The following is a 17707-nucleotide window of genomic DNA, read 5'->3' on the forward strand; positions in this document are numbered from 1 at the left end:
AGAAAATGATGCCCCATTGGCTCGATCTCACATGGATGGCCTGGACGTGGCAGACGGCCACATTCTTCCTCGTCATCTTCGCGTTTCTGTGCGCCATGACGATCTGGGAGTGGGCAAGCCCTGGAGGCGGGCCACGGCACGGCGTTCTTGGTCTCGACACCACAAGGGGCGACCGTCTTTTCATCTCATTGCTGGGCAGCGCCTTTATCCACCTGGGATGGCTTGGGTTGTCCGACATGCCGCTTTGGGGCGGCACGATTTTGTCTCTGGTCTATGCCTACGCGGTCTTCCGCTGGGTGTAGGTCCCGGACAAAGCAAAGCGGGGCGCAAGGCGTCCCGCGAACCGGCGGACAGGGGTCTCGAAACGGGCTCTACAACCGCCAGACCATGTTCACACCGTGAATGTGGAAACAGGAGGAGGAGTTTGAAATGAAAGCGCATTTGAAGACTTCTGTCGCAGCGCTTGCTTTGCTCTGGCTGCCCGGCCAGGCGATGGCGGACATGGCGGCTGCGGAAAAGTGGATCGACAGTGAATTCCAGCCTTCCTCTCTCAGCCGTGAGGAGCAGCTGGCGGAAATGGAATGGTTCATCAAGGCAGCGGAACCGTTTCAGGGAATGGAGATCAACGTACTCTCCGAGACCATCCCTACCCATTCCTACGAGTCCGAAACGCTGACCAGGGCATTTCAGGAGATCACGGGCATCAAGGTCAACCACCAGCTTCTGGGCGAAGGCGAGGTGGTGCAGGCCGTACAGACCCAGATGCAGACCAACCGCAACCTCTATGATGCCTATGTCAACGATGCAGACCTCGTGGGCACGCATTCGCGCCTGCAAAGTGCAGTCAACCTCACCGACTGGATGGAAGGCGAGGGTGCAGACGTCACGTCTCCGACCCTCGATCTTGAGGATTTTATCGGCGTCGCCTCTGCTACGGGACCGGACGGCAAGCTCTGGCAACTGCCTGATCAGCAGTTCGCCAATCTCTACTGGTTCCGGAAAGACTGGTTCGATCGTCCTGAAATTAAAGAGAAATTCAAGGAGAAATACGGTTACGAACTGGGCGTTCCAGTCAACTGGTCGGCCTATGAGGACATCGCTGATTTCTTCACCAATGACGTAAAGGAAATCGACGGCGTTCGTGTTTACGGTCACATGGATTACGGCAAGCGGGCACCGGATCTCGGCTGGCGCATGACCGATGCCTGGCTCTCCATGGCCGGTGCCGGTTCCAAAGGCCTGCCCAATGGCCGCCCGATCGATGAATGGGGCATCCGCATGGAGGAGGGGTCGTGCAACCCTGCCGGCGCCTCCGTTAGCCGTGGTGGTGCCGCAAATGGACCTGCCGCCGTCTACGCCATCCGCAAATGGGATGAGTGGCTGCGCCAGTATGCGCCGCCCGGTGCCGCCGACCTCGACTTCTACCAGTCGCTGCCGGCGCTCAGCCAGGGCAACGTCGCCCAGCAGATATTCTGGTACACCGCCTTCACTGCCGATATGGTGAAGCCGAAGAGCGAGGGCAACAACACCGTCGATGACGAAGGCAATCTGCTCTGGAAGATGGCACCGTCACCGCACGGCCCCTATTGGGAAGAGGGCATGAAGCTCGGCTATCAGGATGTGGGCTCCTGGACGCTGTTCAAGTCCACACCCGTCGATCGTCGCAAGGCGGCCTGGCTCTACGCCCAGTTCGTCACCTCGAAAACGGTGGACGTGAAGAAGAGCCATGTCGGTCTCACGATCATTCGAGATTCCACGGTGAATCACGAATCCTTCACCGAGCGCTCTCCGAAGCTCGGCGGGCTGGTCGAGTTCTATCGCTCGCCGGACCGGGTTCTGTGGACGGACACGGGCGTCAATGTGCCGGACTATCCAAAGCTCGCCCAGATCTGGTGGCAGCAGATCGGCGACGTGAATTCCGGCGCCTTCACCCCGCAGGAGGCGATGGATCGACTGGCCGGTGAAATGGATATCACCATGGCCCGTATGCAGGCCGCTGACGAAAGCGCCAATGTCTATGGCGGTTGCGGTCCACGCTTGAACGAGGAAAAGGATCCGTCCGAGTGGATCGGTAAGGGCGGCGCAAAAGCCAAACTCGAAAACGAAAAGCCCCAGGGCGAGACCATCGTTTACGAGGAAATCGTCAAGCGCTGGCAATAGAGCCGGTTGCAACACGCCTGAATGGCATCAAAATGGACGGGGAGCCGGCACGCCCGGCTCCCCGTTTGCCAAAGAGCTTCAGACCGATCCGGAGGACCAATGAGCGGTTTTGTATTGGCGATAGACCAGGGCACGACATCCAGCCGGGCAATCGTGTTTGACGCTTCAATGCAGCCGGTGGCGACCGGGCAGAAGGAATTTCAGCAGCACTACCCGAATTCTGGCTGGGTGGAGCACGATCCCGAAGACATCTGGAAGGGTGTCGTGTCGACCGCGCGCAGCGCCCTGCGCAAGGCAAAGCTGGAAGCGTCTGATGTGGCAGCCATCGGGATCACCAATCAGCGCGAAACCATCGTCGTGTGGGACCGTGACACGGGTAAGCCGATCCACAACGCAATCGTCTGGCAGGACCGCCGCACCGCCCCCATGTGCGAAAAGCTGAAGGCGGAAGGGCTGGAGGAAACCTTTACGGCAAAAACCGGTCTGCTTCTCGATCCCTATTTTTCCGGAACCAAACTCGCCTGGATCCTCGATGAGGTGAACGGCGCGCGCGAGCGGGCGGAGAAGGGGGAGCTTCTTGCCGGCACCATCGACACGTTTCTGATCTGGCGCCTGACCGGCGGCAAGGCGCATGTCACGGACGCCACGAATGCCTCGCGCACGCTTTTGTTCAACATCGAGACCAATGGCTGGGATGACGAACTCCTGAAAATTTTGCGTGTGCCGAAGGCACTCTTGCCCGAGGTGAAGGACAGTGCGGACAATTTTGGCGTCACCGAGAAGAAGCTGTTCGGTTCGGCGATGCCGATTCTTGGCGTTGCAGGCGACCAGCAGGCAGCCGTCATCGGTCAGGCCTGTTTCGAGCCTGGCATGCTCAAGGCAACCTATGGCACCGGTTGCTTTGCCGTGCTCAACACCGGGCAGACGATGGTGTCCTCCAAAAACCGTCTCCTCACCACCATTGCATACCGGTTGAATGGCGAGACGACCTACGCGCTTGAAGGCTCGATCTTTGTTGCCGGTGCTGCCGTCCAGTGGCTGCGCGACGGGTTGAAGATCATCGGCAAGGCTGCCGATTCGGGCGCTCTGGCCGCCAAAGCAGACCGTACGCAGCAGCTTTATCTCGTTCCTGCCTTTGTCGGGCTTGGGGCCCCGCACTGGGATGCGGAAGCGCGCGGGGCGATCTACGGCCTGACACGCAATTCGGGCCCGGCAGAATTCGCGCGCGCCACGCTCGAATCGGTCGCGTACCAGACACGCGACCTGCTTGATGCCATGCGCAAGGACTGGCACGACGGGGAAAACGACACCGTGCTGCGGGTCGATGGCGGTATGGTTGCCAGCGACTGGATGCTGCAATTCCTGGCCGACATGCTGGACGCTCCGGTCGACAGGCCGACTCAACTCGAAACCACGGCTCTGGGTGCTGCATGGCTTGCGGGATCGCGGGCCGGTGTCTGGCCTGGCGCCCGGGAATTCGCTGCCGGCTGGAAGCTTGACCGTCAGTTCTGCCCGCAGATGGATGCTGCCGAACGCGAGAACAGGCTGAAGGGCTGGCGTGATGCGGTGCGCAGGACGCTTAGCACGACGTGAATCCCTTGTGGACAGGGCGCTTTGACACGGGAACAAAAAAGTCGGGCGAAAGACGCTTTTTTCCGGTTGACCGCAGATAAGCCCCTCTCTATGTTCCGCCGCAATTTCCGGGGTTCCTTCGAACCCGGCGGGAGCGCGTAGCTCAGTTGGTAGAGCAACTGACTTTTAATCAGTAGGTCCAGGGTTCGAGCCCCTGCGCGCTCACCAAAAAATTTCACTATCCAGATTGAAAGTATCATTCCGCACCCCGATGTGATGCAGGGCATCCATCGCGACGGTATGCCACGCAAAGGTGATTGGCGTGTGTGAGTGCGTCTGCTTATAGGGGGTACGCATTCAAAGACGCGCGGGTTAGCGCTTTCAGTTTGAGACGAAGCATGGCGATTGATGTCGGATATTTAAGCGCGGCGGGTGCTGGAGCACTGTCATTTCTTTCACCCTGCGTGTTGCCGCTCGTCCCGCCTTATCTGTGCTACATGGCCGGCGTTTCGGTTGAGCAGTTCCAGGGTGAGGGGGCTGGCAAGGCCAGTCCTTCCTCCACGAACACCACGCGCTTTGCGCTCTTCTCCGCATCTCTTTCATTCGTGCTTGGCTTCACCACGGTCTTTGTGCTTTTGGGGGCCGGCGCGTCTACCATTGGCGCCGTCCTGCGGACATGGCAGCAGGAACTCGCCATCGTAGCGGGCATCGTCATTATCATCATGGGGCTCAATTTCCTTGGTGTGTTGCGCATTCCGTTCCTGTCGCGCGAGGCGCGCATACAGGCGGGCGGAAAACCGGCTACCAAAATCGGCGCTTATGTGATGGGGCTGGCCTTCGCATTCGGATGGACGCCGTGCATCGGTCCGGTGCTCGGCCCGATCCTGACACTGGCTGGTGGGCGCGAAACCGTGGCCGATGGCGCATTGCTTCTGGCGGTCTACTCGCTGGGCCTTGGTGTGCCCTTTCTTCTCGCAGCGCTGTTCTCCGGAAGCTTCATGCGATTCCTTTCCCGCTTCCGCATGCATCTGGGGCGTGTGGAGAAGGTGATGGGTGGTTTGCTTGTGCTGGCCGGTGTTCTTTTCTTAACCGGCGGCATGCAATCCATGGCCTTCTGGCTTCTTGAAACCTTTCCGGCGCTTGGTAAACTCGGCTGAGAGTGGATTGGTGCCGTAAGGGCAGGATGCTAAGAAAAGACGAATCGTCAAAAGCATTACGGGCATCAATCCATGAGCGAACGCACCTGCCTTTCGGTTATTCTCGCAGCGGGCGAGGGCACGCGCATGAAAAGCGCCACGCCAAAAGTGCTGCACAGAATCGCCGGGCTGGAGATGCTAGGCCATGTGACCCGGGCGCTCGATGCAGCGGGTGCCGGCGACAAGGCGCTGGTTGTGGGGCATGGCGCCGAGGCGGTGACACGTGCAGCAGAAGGCTTTGCTCCCGGTGCCGAGACATTCGTTCAATCGGAGCGGCTGGGCACTGGTCACGCAGTGCTGGCGGCACGCGCTGCGATTGCCCGCGGTTACGACGATGTTCTCGTCACCTTTGGCGATACACCGCTTATCTCGCTAGAGGCTCTTGAGGCGCTGCGCGCGGGGCTTTCGGATGGTGTAGACGTTGTCGTCATGGGATTTCGCACCGAGCAGCCCACCGGCTATGGGCGGCTGATCGAAGATGGCGAGGCATTGATTGCAATCCGCGAAGAGAAGGACTGTACCGACGAGGAGCGTTGCATCACCTTCTGCAATGGCGGTGCAATGGGGATTGCAGGAAACCAGGCACTCAAACTTCTAGAGGCCATTGGTAACGACAACGCCAAGGGCGAATATTACCTGACGGACATCGTCGAGATCGCAACCGCGCAAGGATTGACGGTGCGCGCGATCGAGGCCGACTATGAAAGCGCGCTCGGCATCAACAATCGCGCCGAACTTGCTGCAGCAGAAGCAATCTGGCAACAGCGTCGCCGCAACGCGGTGATGCTTGACGGTGTGACCCTGATCGCACCCGAAACCGTCTATTTTTCGCATGACACCGTCATCGGTCGCGACACGGTCATCGAGCCGAATGTTTTCTTCGGTCCTGGTGTGACGATCGGAGAGAACGTCACCCTCAAAGCCAATTCTCATCTTGAGGAAGCCCGTGTCGATACGGGCGCCTCTATTGGCCCCTTCGCGCGCTTGCGTCCGGGAGCCGAGATCATGGATGGCGCGAAGGTTGGCAATTTCGTCGAGATCAAGAAAGCGCGCGTGGAACCGGGTGCCAAGATCCCGCATCTGTCCTATGTGGGTGATGCGCGCGTGGGGGCGAAGGCCAATCTGGGTGCAGGCACCATCACCTGCAATTATGACGGTTTCTCAAAGCATTTCACCGATATCGAACCTGGGGCGTTCGTCGGGACCAATTCATCTCTGGTTGCACCGGTCACTATCGGTGCGGGCGCCTATGTGGCGTCGGGCAGCGTGATCACAGAGTCCGTGCCCGCCGACGCGCTGGCTTTTGGCCGTGCCCGACAGTCCAACCGGGAGGGGCTGGGAAAGCGTCTGCGCGACCGGTTGGCGGGGCTCAAGGCGCGTCGCTCAAAGACATGAGGCAGGGGCATCGCAAAGCAGCCTTTCTGGCTTGATACGAAGTGAAAGACTTGTTGATTTTCATCCTCTTCTTCCGCGTCCTAGAAGAACTGCGTGAATCGGGGATCGACCGTTTGGTGGGAGGCTGAGACAGCCATATGTGTGGAATTGTGGGCATTGTCGGGCAGACGCCGGTGGCGCCGCTCATCGTCGACGCGCTGAAGCGACTTGAGTATCGCGGATATGATTCCGCCGGCGTCGCAACCCTTGATAATGGCAGGCTCGATCGACGCCGCGCCGAGGGCAAGCTGGTGAACCTCGAGAAGAGGTTGGGTGAAGAACCGCTTGGGGGCCTGATTGGCATCGGCCACACGCGCTGGGCAACCCATGGCGTTCCCAACGAGACCAATGCGCATCCGCATTTCGCCGGCGACGTGGCCGTCGTTCACAATGGGATCATCGAAAATTTCGCGGAATTGCGCGACGAGTTGAAAGCCGATGGTGTCTCGTTTTCTTCGCAGACCGATACGGAGGTCGTCGCACATCTCGTTGCGAGCGAACTGAAAAACGGATCTGTGCCGCAGGACGCGGCCTTCGCGGCGCTGAAGCGTCTGCGCGGTGCCTTTGCCCTGGCGATCATGTTCCGCGGTGACGAAGACATGATTGTCGGCGCTCGCAATGGTCCCCCGCTTGCGGTCGGCCACGGCGAGGGGGAGATGTATCTTGGTTCCGATGCCATCGCGCTTGCGCCTTTCACAAACACCATCACCTACCTGGAGGATGGCGACTGGGTGGTCGTGCGCCGTGGGGGCATGGAGATCTTTGGCATGGATGGCCAGCCGGTCGAACGCGCGCGTCAGCAGTCCGTCGGCACCAGCCTTCTCGTCGACAAGGGCAATCACCGGCATTTCATGGAAAAGGAAATCCATGAACAGCCGGAAGTCATTTCCCACACGCTCGCCCATTATCTCAACTTCGCCGAGGGGGGAGTGGCGGAATTCGATCTGCCCTTCGACTTTGCGAAGATCGAGCGTCTGGCGATTTCAGCCTGCGGCACGGCCTACCTGGCCGGATTGATCGGCAAGTACTGGCTGGAGCGCTATGCACGTCTGCCGGTCGATATCGACATTGCCTCCGAGTTCCGCTATCGCGAAATGCCGCTGCCGAAGAACAGCGCGGCACTCTTCATCTCGCAATCCGGCGAGACGGCCGATACGCTTGCTTCGCTGCGCTATTGCCGGGGAGAGGGCATTCCGATCTCGGCTATCGTCAATGTGCGGGAATCGACCATAGCGCGTGAAAGCGACGGCATTTTCCCGACGCTCGCCGGCCCGGAAATCGGCGTTGCCTCCACCAAGGCATTTACCTGTCAGCTCAGCGTTCTTGCAGCGTTGACGCTCAGGGCAGCCAGGGCGCGCGGCACAATCACCGCAGACGAAGAAAAGACGCTTGTGCGCCAGCTTTCCGAAGCACCGCGGTTTGCGTCGCAGGCGCTCAAGCTGAGCGCGAGCATCGAGAAAGTCGCGCGCGAGCTCTCACATGTGCGTCATGTGCTTTATCTCGGCCGCGACACAAATTACCCGCTGGCGCTGGAAGGTGCGCTGAAGCTCAAGGAAATCTCCTACATTCACGCCGAGGGTTACGCAGCCGGCGAATTGAAGCATGGCCCGATCGCGCTGATCGACGAACAGATGCCGGTGATCGTGATCGCTCCACATGATCGTATTTTCGAGAAAACCGTTTCCAACATGCAGGAGGTCGCCGCGCGCGGTGGTCGCATCATTCTGATCACGGATGAGAAAGGCGCGAAAAACGCAACGCTCGATGCTCTGGAAACAGTGGTTTTGCCGGATGTTCCTGAGTTCGTCGCGCCGATCGTCTACGCATTGCCGATCCAGATGCTGGCCTACCACACGGCCGTCATCATGGGGACGGATGTGGACCAGCCCCGCAATCTGGCAAAATCCGTTACGGTCGAATAGCAGGCAAGGGGCTGTCATACAGCGGCCCGAATTCCTATTCTATTGTTCAGCCTGGTGGCGTAATGTCCACCGGGCTGTTCTTCCTTAATCCATCACATTCGAGGCCCGTTTCCGCATCATGATGACTCGCCTGCGCAACTACTTTCTCACGGGCTTCATAGTCACCGCGCCCCTGGCGATTACCGCCTATCTCGCCTGGTCGATGATCGGCTGGGTGGATTCCTGGGTCAAACCCTATATTCCCTTCCGCTATAACCCTGACAATTATCTGCCATTTGCGGTTCCGGGTTTCGGGTTGATTGTCGCTCTCGTCCTGATCACGCTGATCGGGTTTCTTACAGCGAATTTCATTGGGCGCACAATCATCGCCACCGGCGAGAAAATCCTGGGGCGCATGCCCCTGGTGCGCAGTGTTTACCGCGGTCTGAAGCAAATCCTTGAAACCGTGCTTTCGGAAAGATCGGACACTTTCAAGAAAGTCGGCCTCATTGAATACCCCCGGAAGGGGCTTTGGGCGCTTGTCTTCATCGCCACCGAAACGCGAGGCGAGGTCCAGGCGAAGATCGATGACGATATGGGACAGACAATCGCAGTCTTCCTGCCGACGACACCCAACCCGACCTCCGGTTACCTTTTATTCGTGCCAAAGAAGGATGTGATTGAGCTGAAAATGACGGTGGAGGAGGGGGCCAAGCTTGTCATTTCGGCTGGTCTTGTGGCGCCGGAATATCAGGCAAAGACAGAGGCGCTTGCCGCCGAGGCGAAGGCGAAAGCCGCTCAGCCCGCCCGCAGCAAGCGAATCGCCTCGTCGCGTCCGAACAAATAAAGGAGAAGCCTCAGCGCTTCGCCACGTGGGGATTGGAGATCCGGATCGCGTGACAGGATTAACCGCGCATCGTCGCGCGCGGCCTGCAAAAGGTCCACATGGGCCTCGATCCGGGCGACGCGAAATCCCGGCGTCCCTGACTGCTTTGTCCCCAGAAGATCGCCTTCACCGCGCAATTTGAGATCTTCTTCCGCAATGAGGAAACCGTCTTCCGTTTCCCGCATTACTTCGAGCCTGCGGGTTGCTGTCTCCCCGAGCGGCCCCTTGTAGACGAGAACGCAGGAGGAGGCGAGCGCACCGCGCCCCACACGTCCGCGCAACTGATGCAGTTGCGCCAGACCGAACCGTTCGGCGTGTTCGACCACGATGATCGTCGCGTCGGGCACATCCACGCCCACCTCAACCACGGTGGTGCCGACAAGAATGCGTGTCCGCCCGTCCTTGAAGGCACGCATTGCATCATCTTTGTCGCTGGCTTTCATACGTCCGTGAATGAGACCGACCCTGTCTCCGAACACCTTCTGCAGCGAAGCGTGACGGTCCTCTGCAGACATCAGTTCAAGTTCTTCGGATTCCTCCACGAGCGGGCAGATCCAGTATACCTTCTGGCCTTCTGAGAGCGCTCTTCTGATCCGGTCCACCAATTGCGGAAGACGCTCTACCGGCAGTGTGACGGTTCGGATCGGCTGTCTGCCGGCGGGCTTTTCTGTCAGGCGGGAAACATCCATGTCACCGAAAGCGGAGAGCACGAGTGTCCGGGGGATCGGGGTAGCCGTCATGACAAGCATGTCGGGTGCATTACCCTTGGCCGTCATGGCCAGACGCTGATGCACGCCAAAGCGATGCTGCTCGTCGACGACGGCGAGCGCGAGATCCCTGAATTGTACTGTTTCCTGAAAAAGCGCATGCGTGCCGATCACGAAATCGACCGCTCCGGACGCGATCTCTTCCAGAATGCGCTGGCGCTCCCGTCCCTTTTCACGTCCAGTCAGGATTGCAACGCTCAGGCCAGCGGCCTCTGCCAGGGGCGTGATGGTCGCTGCATGCTGGCGGGCAAGAATTTCGGTCGGTGCCATGAGAGCCGACTGCCCGCCCGCCTCGGCAGCGCGGGCCATGGCGAGGAGTGCCACAACGGTTTTGCCTGCACCCACATCCCCCTGCAGCAGGCGCACCATGCGTTCATCGCTCGCCAGATCCCTGAGGATGTCGCGTACAGCGTCTTCCTGCGCGGTCGTCAGCGAATAGGGCAATGCTCGGCGGATGCTTGTTTCAAAACGCCCGTCGCCATTCAGTGGTCGGCCGGAAAGGCGTTTCACCTTTGCACGCACCAGCGCGAGCGAAAGCTGCCCTGCGAGAAATTCATCATAGGCGATACGCCGCCAGGCGGAACTTTCGGGCTGAACGTCCTCCAGTGCCTGCGGATGGTGAAGCGTTTTCAGCGCATCATTGAACGACGGCATCCGGTTTCGTGACAGAAAGCTCTCATCCTGCCACTCGGGCAGATCTGGCAGACGTTCCAGCGCTTGTGTGATGGCCCGGCGCAATACTTTTGCCGAAAGACCGGCGGTCAGCGGATACACCGGTTCCAGCATTGGCAACGTGTGAGCGTCAGCCTCCGGAACGACGAAATCGGGGTGCACCATGGACGCGCGGCCGTTGAACCATTCCATCCGACCGCTCACCAAAACCTTTTCGCCTTCCGGAAGTATTTTCTCGATCCACGGCGTCCGCGCATGGAAGAAGGTGAGGGCGATCTCTCCCGTTTCGTCGAAGGCGAAGACCCGATAGGGCACGTTCCTGCGTCCGGGGGGAGAGGGGTGATGCCGCCCCACCGTCAGATCCAGCGTGACGATCGCTCCCTCCTGCGCATTGGCGATGCCAGGGCGATTGCGCCGGTCGATGAGCGAGTGCGGCAGCACGAAGAGCAGGTCGCCGACGCGAAGTTCACGCCCGGCCGCATCGCCGGGGGCGATGTTTGCCAGAAGATCGGCGAGTTTCGCGCCAACGCCATCGAGCGCAGTCACGGGAGCAAAAAGGGGATCGAGCAGTGTAGGACGCATACTGTCATGATTAAGGGTCAAATTCGCCGACGCAAGGCTGACAGACGCTCATGCACACGCTATATCCGCCCGGGCGACCGACCGCTGCAGTGCATGAAAGCGAAACCATGACAGGCACCACCCGTTCCAGCCACGATCTCGACCCGCGCCGCCGACGTGCGCTCGTGCGCTCCTGGCGCCGTGGCATGCGCGAGATGGACCTCGTTCTGGGTGGGTTTGCAGATGCCGAAATCGACCGGCTCAGCGACGATGAAATGGATCAGTTCGAAGCCATTTTGAACGTGCCGGATACCAATCTCTTCAAGTGGGTCACGGGTGAACTTCCGGTGCCGCCAGAATATGACACGCCGTTGTGGGGCCGCATCATCGCATCGCAGGGACGCTGAGGCAGGACGTCGATGAAACTCATCAGAGCTTTGAAACTGCCGCGTGCGGGTGCTGGCGCTGTTACCGTCGACGGCGTTGCGGACGGGTTTGAAGCATTCGCCCTGGCCGCCGCTGCGCGTGAGGTGGCGCCTGACGGGCCGATCATCTTCGTCCTGCGTGACGGGCAGCGTCTGCCATCGCTCGTCGATACGCTCCGCTTCGTGGAACCCGGTCTGCCGGTCCTTGATCTTCCGGCGTGGGACTGCCTGCCCTATGACCGGGTGTCGCCCGGCGCCGATGCCGCAGCGCGCAGGCTCGCCGCGATGGGAGCGATGGCGGAGCTACGCAAAAATCCACACCGTGCGGCAGTGATTGTCAGCGCCAATGCGCTGTTGCAGCGCATGCCACCTGCAGACCAGATCGGAGCACAGGGCTTTTGTGCCCGGCCGGGCAATCAGGTCGACATGACGGCGCTGACGGCGCGGCTTGAAACAAGTGGTTTCGAACGCGTTTCCACCGTGCGCGATGTGGGGGAGTATGCGGTGCGCGGCGGCATTCTCGATCTCTTTGCGCCCGGATGGGAAGAAGCGCTGCGCCTCGATTTCTTCGGCGATACGCTCGAATCGATCCGCGCATTCGACATCGCCACCCAGCGCACCACCGGCCAGCGCAAGGAAGTCTCGCTTCAGGCCATGAGCGAGATCACGCTTTCTCCTGAGGTCATAAGTCGGTTTCGCCGCAACTATATCGAGACCTTCGGCGCTCCCTCGCGCGATGACGCGCTTTACAGCGCAGTCAGCGAGGGGCGGCGTTTTGCCGGAATGGAGCACTGGCTGCCACTGTTCCACGAGCGGCTTGACAGCGTGCTCGACTATTTGCCCGAAGCGCCCATCGTGTTCGACCATCTTGCCGAAGAGGCGCTTGGCGAACGGCATGCGCTGATTGTCGATCACTATGAGGCCCGCCGTACGCAGATGGAAGGCACGGAGCTCGGTGGCGCCGTGCCTTACAAGCCGGTTCCGCCCGAGACGCTCTATCTCGATCCGAACGAAATAAATGCGGCTGCAGCCGAAAGGCGCGTGATTCACTTTACGCCCTTTGCAACGCCAGAGACCAGCAAGGCGCGCATCTACCATGCGGGCGCAGAGGCCGGGCGCAGTTTTGCCGAGGAGCGCGCCGACCCCAAAGCTAATGTGTTCGATCACGCGGTCAAGCATATCGGAGCGCTCCGCGCCAATGGCAAGCGTGTGATGATTGCGGGATGGAGCGAAGGCTCTGCCGAACGGCTGTCACAGATCCTTGCCGAACACAATCTCGGCAATGTCGCTCGCATCGACACACTGGCAGAACTGGAAAAACTTGCGCCTGAAACGGCAGGTATCGGCGTTCTGCCGCTGGAGGCTGGCTTTGAAACGGCTGACCTTGCCATCATTGGTGAACAGGACATTCTGGGCGACCGACTGGTGCGTCGCGCCAAAAAACGAAAAAAAGCCTCGGATTTCATCTCTGAGGTGGCCGCACTTTCGGCCGGCGACATCGTCGTTCATGCCGACCACGGCATTGGCCGTTTCATCGGTCTCAAGACCATTGAGGCGATGGGCGCGCCGCATGACTGTCTTGAGCTGCGCTATGCCGGTGATGACCGGCTGTTCCTGCCGGTCGAGAATATCGAGCTTCTGTCCCGTTACGGCTCCGATGGGCCTGACACCATGCTCGACAAGCTTGGCGGTGTGGCCTGGCAGTCGCGCAAGGCCAAGCTGAAGAAAAAGCTTCTGGAGATGGCGGGGCATCTTATCCGCATCGCCGCTGAGCGCGAGATGCGTCCCGGAGTCAGGCTTTCTCCGCCAGAAGGGCTTTATGGCGAATTTGCCGCGCGCTTTCCCTATGAGGAAACGGATGATCAGCAGGCGGCCATTGACGCCGTGATCGACGATCTGGGGTCGGGTCGTCCCATGGACCGCCTGATCTGCGGCGATGTGGGTTTCGGCAAGACGGAAGTTGCGCTGCGCGCTGCCTTTGTCGCTGCGATGGAGGGGCTGCAGGTGGCTGTGGTGGTGCCAACGACACTGCTCGCCCGCCAGCATTTCAAGACGTTCCGCGACCGTTTTGCCGGCCTTCCGTTGCGCGTCCGGCAGGCATCGCGCCTTGTCGGCACGAAGGAGCTTTCAGAAACCAGGAAAGGCATTGCCGACGGTACGGTCGACATCGTGGTGGGCACTCATGCACTTCTGGGTAGTTCTGTTTCGTTCAAGAATCTCGGTCTTCTCATCATCGATGAAGAGCAGCACTTCGGCGTGAGGCACAAGGAGCGGCTGAAGGAGCTGAAATCCGATATTCACGTGCTCACACTGTCAGCAACGCCGATACCGCGCACCCTGCAATTGGCGTTGACGGGCGTGCGAGAGCTTTCGCTCATTACTACGGCGCCCGTGGATCGCATGGCAGTGCGCAGCTTTATCTCACCAGTCGATCCGCTCGTCATCCGCGAGACGCTTCTGCGCGAGCGTTATCGCGGCGGGCAGAGCTTTTACGTCGTTCCGCGCATTTCGGACCTGGCGGAGGTGCGCGCGTTCCTTGAAGAACATGTGCCGGAACTGAAAGTGGCCACGGCCCACGGGCAATTGCCGCCCGGCGAACTCGATGACATCATGAACGCCTTCTATGACGGGCAATATGATGTTCTCCTGTCCACCACAATCGTGGAATCTGGCCTCGATATCCCGACAGCGAACACGCTGATTGTGCACCGCGCTGATATCTTCGGCCTTTCGCAGCTCTATCAGTTGCGTGGGCGCGTGGGGCGCTCCAAGGTGAGGGCCTATGCGCTCTTTACCCTGCCACCCAACCGGACGCTCACATCAACCGCTGAACGGCGGCTCAAGGTGCTCCAGTCGCTCGATACGCTTGGCGCGGGCTTCCAGCTTGCAAGCCACGATCTCGACATTCGCGGCGCCGGTAATATTCTGGGCGAAGAACAGTCCGGTCACGTCAAGGAAGTTGGCTACGAACTTTACCAGCAAATGCTGGAAGAAGCGGTTGCCGAACTGAAGGGATCGGACGAGGCGGTCGATACCGGCTGGTCGCCGCAGATCACGGTCGGCACTGCCGTCATGATTCCGGAATCATATGTTTCAGACCTGCAGTTGCGGCTCGGCCTCTACCGCCGCATCGCAGAGTTGGAATCGCCCGAAGAGATTGATGCCTTCGGTGCGGAACTCATTGACCGTTTCGGCCCGCTGCCTCAGGAGGTGGAACACCTCTTGAAGATCGTTTTCATCAAGGCTCTGTGCCGCAAGGCCAATGTGGAAAAGCTCGATGCCGGCCCCAAGGGAGCTGTGGTGCATTTCCGCAATCAGGAATTTCCCGAGCCGGTGGGGCTCGTACGCTTCATTGGCGAACAGGGTTCGCTGGCAAAAATTCGGCCCGACCAGAGCATCGTTTTCATTCGCGACTGGCCGACGCCTGAAAAACGTCTTGCAGGTTCCGCCGTTATCATGACGCAGCTTGTGCGGCTGACCGAGAAAAAGGCAGCCTGAGGGAAAGCTCTGCTTTATGACGGACTTGTCTTAGTCCTGGCCTTCGCCGAGAGTGCCGTCGGCCTTGGCCTGGGCGACCTGCCGGATGGCATCGGCAAGTGTGGCCGATTCCTGTGCCCCGACCACCGCGTAGCGGCCTTCAAGGAGGAAGCAGGGTACTCCGGTCACTCCCATCTGCTGAGCCGTGGCGATCTCTTGTTCCACCTCTGCCTTGTCAGCATCGGTTGCCAACAGCGTTTCGACCACGGCAGCATCCATGCCCGCATCCCGTGCAGCCTGGACGAGCACGGCGGAGCCTCCGATATCCGCGCCTTCTTCGAAATAGAGCGCGAAAAGACGTCCAACCAGCAAATCCTGAACACCCGGTTCGGCGGTCGCAGCCCATCGGATCACCCGATGTGCGTTGAGCGTGTTCGGAGAGATCTCAATGGCTTCGAAATTGAAATCTATCCCTTCCGCCGCCCCGACAGTGCTGAGTTGCTCATGCATCTGACGGATGCGTTCTTCGTCCCCGAACTTTCCCGTCAGATATGCCTGACGGCTCTTGCCCCCCGAAGGTATGGTGGGGTCGAGTTGAAAGGGCCGCCAACGGATATCGACAGCCAGTTCGGGCACGACTTCCAGCGCTTTCTGCAGGCGCGCGCGCCCCACATAGCACCATGGGCAAACAACGTCGGATACGACATCGATGGTAACGGGAAGAGACATGGTCTTTGCCTTAATCTGCGTCTGGTTTGTGCCACCAGGTCTGCAGTTTGTATCCGTAGAGTGGTGTTTTTTCCGGGTGTGCCAGATCGTTCCAGTAAGCCACCCACTCGTCGCTGTCGTGCTGCATCGGCACGACATAGGCACCCGACATCAAAAGCCGGTCGAGCGCGCGTACGGCTGCAGCGTAATCGTCCATGTTGCGCGCGTTCAGCATCGCGTCGATCATGGCGTCGATTGCCGGGTCGGCAGCGCCCGACAGGTTGAAACTGCCCTCGGCCTCTGCGGCGGAAGATCCCCAGCGGTTGATCTGCTCGATGCCGGGTGACAGCGAACCGGAAAAGCCTACCGATGCAATGATCACATCGAAATCATAGCGCTGTTTGCGTTGCTGCGCCTGTGAATCGTCAAGCAGTCGGATCGATACACCGATGCCGATCTTCCTCAGTGCGCGCTGGAAAACGGCGGCCAGTTTCTCACCTTCCTCGGACGTGACGAGGATTTCGAAGGTAAGGGCCTCGCCCTCGGCATTCACCAGAGCGTTGCCTTCGAGACTGTATCCGGCCTCCTTCAGCATTTTCAGCGCTTCACGCATTTCATTGCGTCCGATCGGATCGCCGCCCATCTCGGCCTTCCCATAGGTGCCGTCCATAACCTCGGGTGTCACCCGGTCGGCATAGGGTTCAAGAAGGGTGCGCTCGCGCTCATCCGCGGGTCTCCCAAGCGCCGAAAGGTGAGAGCCCTGCCAGTAGCTTAGCGTACGTTCGTATTCGCCACGCAACACGTTCGTGTTGACCCAGCCGAAATCGTAGAGTTTGGACAGGGCACGGCGCACCTTCGGGTCGGAAAATTTCTCGCGTCTGGTGTTGAAGAAAAATCCCGTGACTGCCGGCGGCACGCCATTGGTAAAGGTTTCGCTGACAACCTTGCCCTCGCGCGCGGCCGGAAAGTCGATGCCGTGCTGGCGGCGGACCGGATCGGACTCGGCATAGACCGAACAAATCCCCTTCTTGAACGCCTCAATCATCGAATTGGCGTTCAGGAAATATTCGATCGTGACCTTGTCGAAATTGTCGAAGCCCCGTTTTGACGGGATGTTTTCACCCCAATAATCCGGGTTCCGGGTAAAAACGATGCGGCGGCCGGGTTCGACTTCCGAGATGCGATAGGCGCCGCTGCCAATCACCGGTTTCAGCGTCGTCTGATCGAAGGTCTCGATGTCGAAGGCATGAGTCGGAATGATCGGCGTCATCGCGATGATCAGCGGAAACTCTCGATCCGCCTTGTCGTTGAAGGTGAAGCGTACGCTGTGGTCGCCTGTTTTCTCGATCTTTTCGATCTTGGCCATCCGGCTGGAATAGGGTGGCCGCCCTTTTTCCGTGTAGGCTTCATAGGTGAAGATCACATCCTCGGGCGTGACGGGCTCGCCATCGGACCAACTGGCATCCGGATTCAGGTTGAACTCCGCATAGCTGCGGGATTCGTCCATCTCCACGCTTTCGGCGAGAAGCCCATAGAGAGAGAAGGGCTCGTCAGCCGAGCGCATCATGAGCGGTTCGAACACCAGATTGCCAAAAATCGTGTCGATCACGCCCCGCGCCGTGGTGCGCATGCTTTTCAGGATGAACGGATTCAGATTGTCGAACGATCCGACCACACAATAGGTGACGTCTCCGCCTTTTGGCGCATCGGGATTGACGTAGGTGAAATGTTTGAAATCAGCCGGCAGTTCCGGTGTTCCGTGCATGGCGACGCCGTGCATCGGTTCAGCTTGCGCCAGGGCGACACCGGATGCGATCAGGCTGGCAGAAATTGTGAAACGAAGGATTTTGAGGGCTGCAAACATCGACGCACCTTTGGCGGGGAACTCAAGTGGATCCATGCGGATTCATGATTCGCCGGGGAGCGTAACACACCGCGTGCGTTTTCC

General features: G+C 59.7%; 12 protein-coding genes and 1 tRNA gene. 10 read left to right on the forward strand and 3 right to left on the reverse strand.

Annotated features, from left to right (window positions below; all coding sequences use genetic code 11):
• The first annotated feature begins 8 nt into the window (after window positions 1-8).
• The 8 genes from P2W41_RS10055 (at window position 9) to P2W41_RS10090 (ending at window position 9110) form a co-directional block, all read left to right on the forward strand.
• Window positions 9-302: a DUF2160 domain-containing protein gene (locus P2W41_RS10055; protein ID WP_404933049.1), complete on the forward strand. Its 294-nt coding sequence runs from the start codon at window positions 9-11 to the stop codon at window positions 300-302.
• A gap of 127 nt (window positions 303-429) precedes the next feature.
• The gene (locus tag P2W41_RS10060; protein WP_292895697.1) at window positions 430-2160 is read left to right on the forward strand and encodes an ABC transporter substrate-binding protein; all 1731 of its coding nucleotides are present in this window, start codon (window positions 430-432) and stop codon (window positions 2158-2160) included.
• Between the two features lie 99 nt (window positions 2161-2259).
• Window positions 2260-3753, forward strand: a complete 1494-nt coding sequence (glpK, locus tag P2W41_RS10065) for a glycerol kinase GlpK (protein WP_404933050.1) — start codon at window positions 2260-2262, stop codon at window positions 3751-3753.
• Between the two features lie 131 nt (window positions 3754-3884).
• Window positions 3885-3960: transfer RNA gene (locus P2W41_RS10070), tRNA-Lys, on the forward strand.
• Between the two features lie 170 nt (window positions 3961-4130).
• Window positions 4131-4889 carry a cytochrome c biogenesis CcdA family protein gene (locus P2W41_RS10075; protein WP_404933051.1) on the forward strand — a complete coding sequence of 253 codons (759 nt, stop codon included), beginning with the start codon at window positions 4131-4133 and terminating at the stop codon, window positions 4887-4889.
• A gap of 72 nt (window positions 4890-4961) precedes the next feature.
• Window positions 4962-6323, forward strand: a complete 1362-nt coding sequence (glmU, locus tag P2W41_RS10080; RefSeq protein ID WP_292895691.1) for a bifunctional UDP-N-acetylglucosamine diphosphorylase/glucosamine-1-phosphate N-acetyltransferase GlmU — start codon at window positions 4962-4964, stop codon at window positions 6321-6323.
• 137 nt (window positions 6324-6460) lie between these two features.
• The gene (gene glmS / locus P2W41_RS10085) at window positions 6461-8284 is read left to right on the forward strand and encodes a glutamine--fructose-6-phosphate transaminase (isomerizing) (RefSeq protein ID WP_404933052.1); all 1824 of its coding nucleotides are present in this window, start codon (window positions 6461-6463) and stop codon (window positions 8282-8284) included.
• Between the two features lie 121 nt (window positions 8285-8405).
• Window positions 8406-9110 carry a DUF502 domain-containing protein gene (locus P2W41_RS10090; RefSeq protein WP_404934958.1) on the forward strand — a complete coding sequence of 235 codons (705 nt, stop codon included), beginning with the start codon at window positions 8406-8408 and terminating at the stop codon, window positions 9108-9110.
• Here the strand turns inward: P2W41_RS10090 and recG are convergent.
• On the reverse strand, window positions 9062-11170 hold the full coding sequence (recG, locus tag P2W41_RS10095) for an ATP-dependent DNA helicase RecG (RefSeq protein WP_404933053.1): 2109 nt from the start codon (window positions 11168-11170) through the stop codon (window positions 9062-9064). The genes P2W41_RS10090 and recG overlap by 49 nt on opposite strands.
• Before the next feature lie 107 nt (window positions 11171-11277).
• Here recG and P2W41_RS10100 point away from each other — a divergent pair, with 107 nt between their 5' ends.
• Both P2W41_RS10100 and mfd read left to right on the forward strand, forming a co-directional pair.
• On the forward strand, window positions 11278-11556 hold the full coding sequence (locus P2W41_RS10100; protein WP_292895685.1) for a succinate dehydrogenase assembly factor 2: 279 nt from the start codon (window positions 11278-11280) through the stop codon (window positions 11554-11556).
• A 12-nt stretch (window positions 11557-11568) separates the two neighbouring features.
• Window positions 11569-15072, forward strand: a complete 3504-nt coding sequence (gene mfd / locus P2W41_RS10105; protein WP_404933054.1) for a transcription-repair coupling factor — start codon at window positions 11569-11571, stop codon at window positions 15070-15072.
• A gap of 30 nt (window positions 15073-15102) precedes the next feature.
• On the opposite strand, the gene P2W41_RS10110 is transcribed toward mfd, so the two are convergent.
• Window positions 15103-15780: a DsbA family oxidoreductase gene (locus P2W41_RS10110; RefSeq protein ID WP_292895681.1), complete on the reverse strand. Its 678-nt coding sequence runs from the start codon at window positions 15778-15780 to the stop codon at window positions 15103-15105.
• A 10-nt stretch (window positions 15781-15790) separates the two neighbouring features.
• Window positions 15791-17623 carry an extracellular solute-binding protein gene (locus P2W41_RS10115; protein WP_404934959.1) on the reverse strand — a complete coding sequence of 611 codons (1833 nt, stop codon included), beginning with the start codon at window positions 17621-17623 and terminating at the stop codon, window positions 15791-15793.
• Window positions 17624-17707: the final 84 nt, after the last annotated feature.

Origin of the sequence: Nitratireductor sp. L15S-10 (assembly GCF_045011005.1) — a bacterium.
Classification (GTDB): Bacteria; Pseudomonadota; Alphaproteobacteria; order Rhizobiales; family Rhizobiaceae; genus Nitratireductor.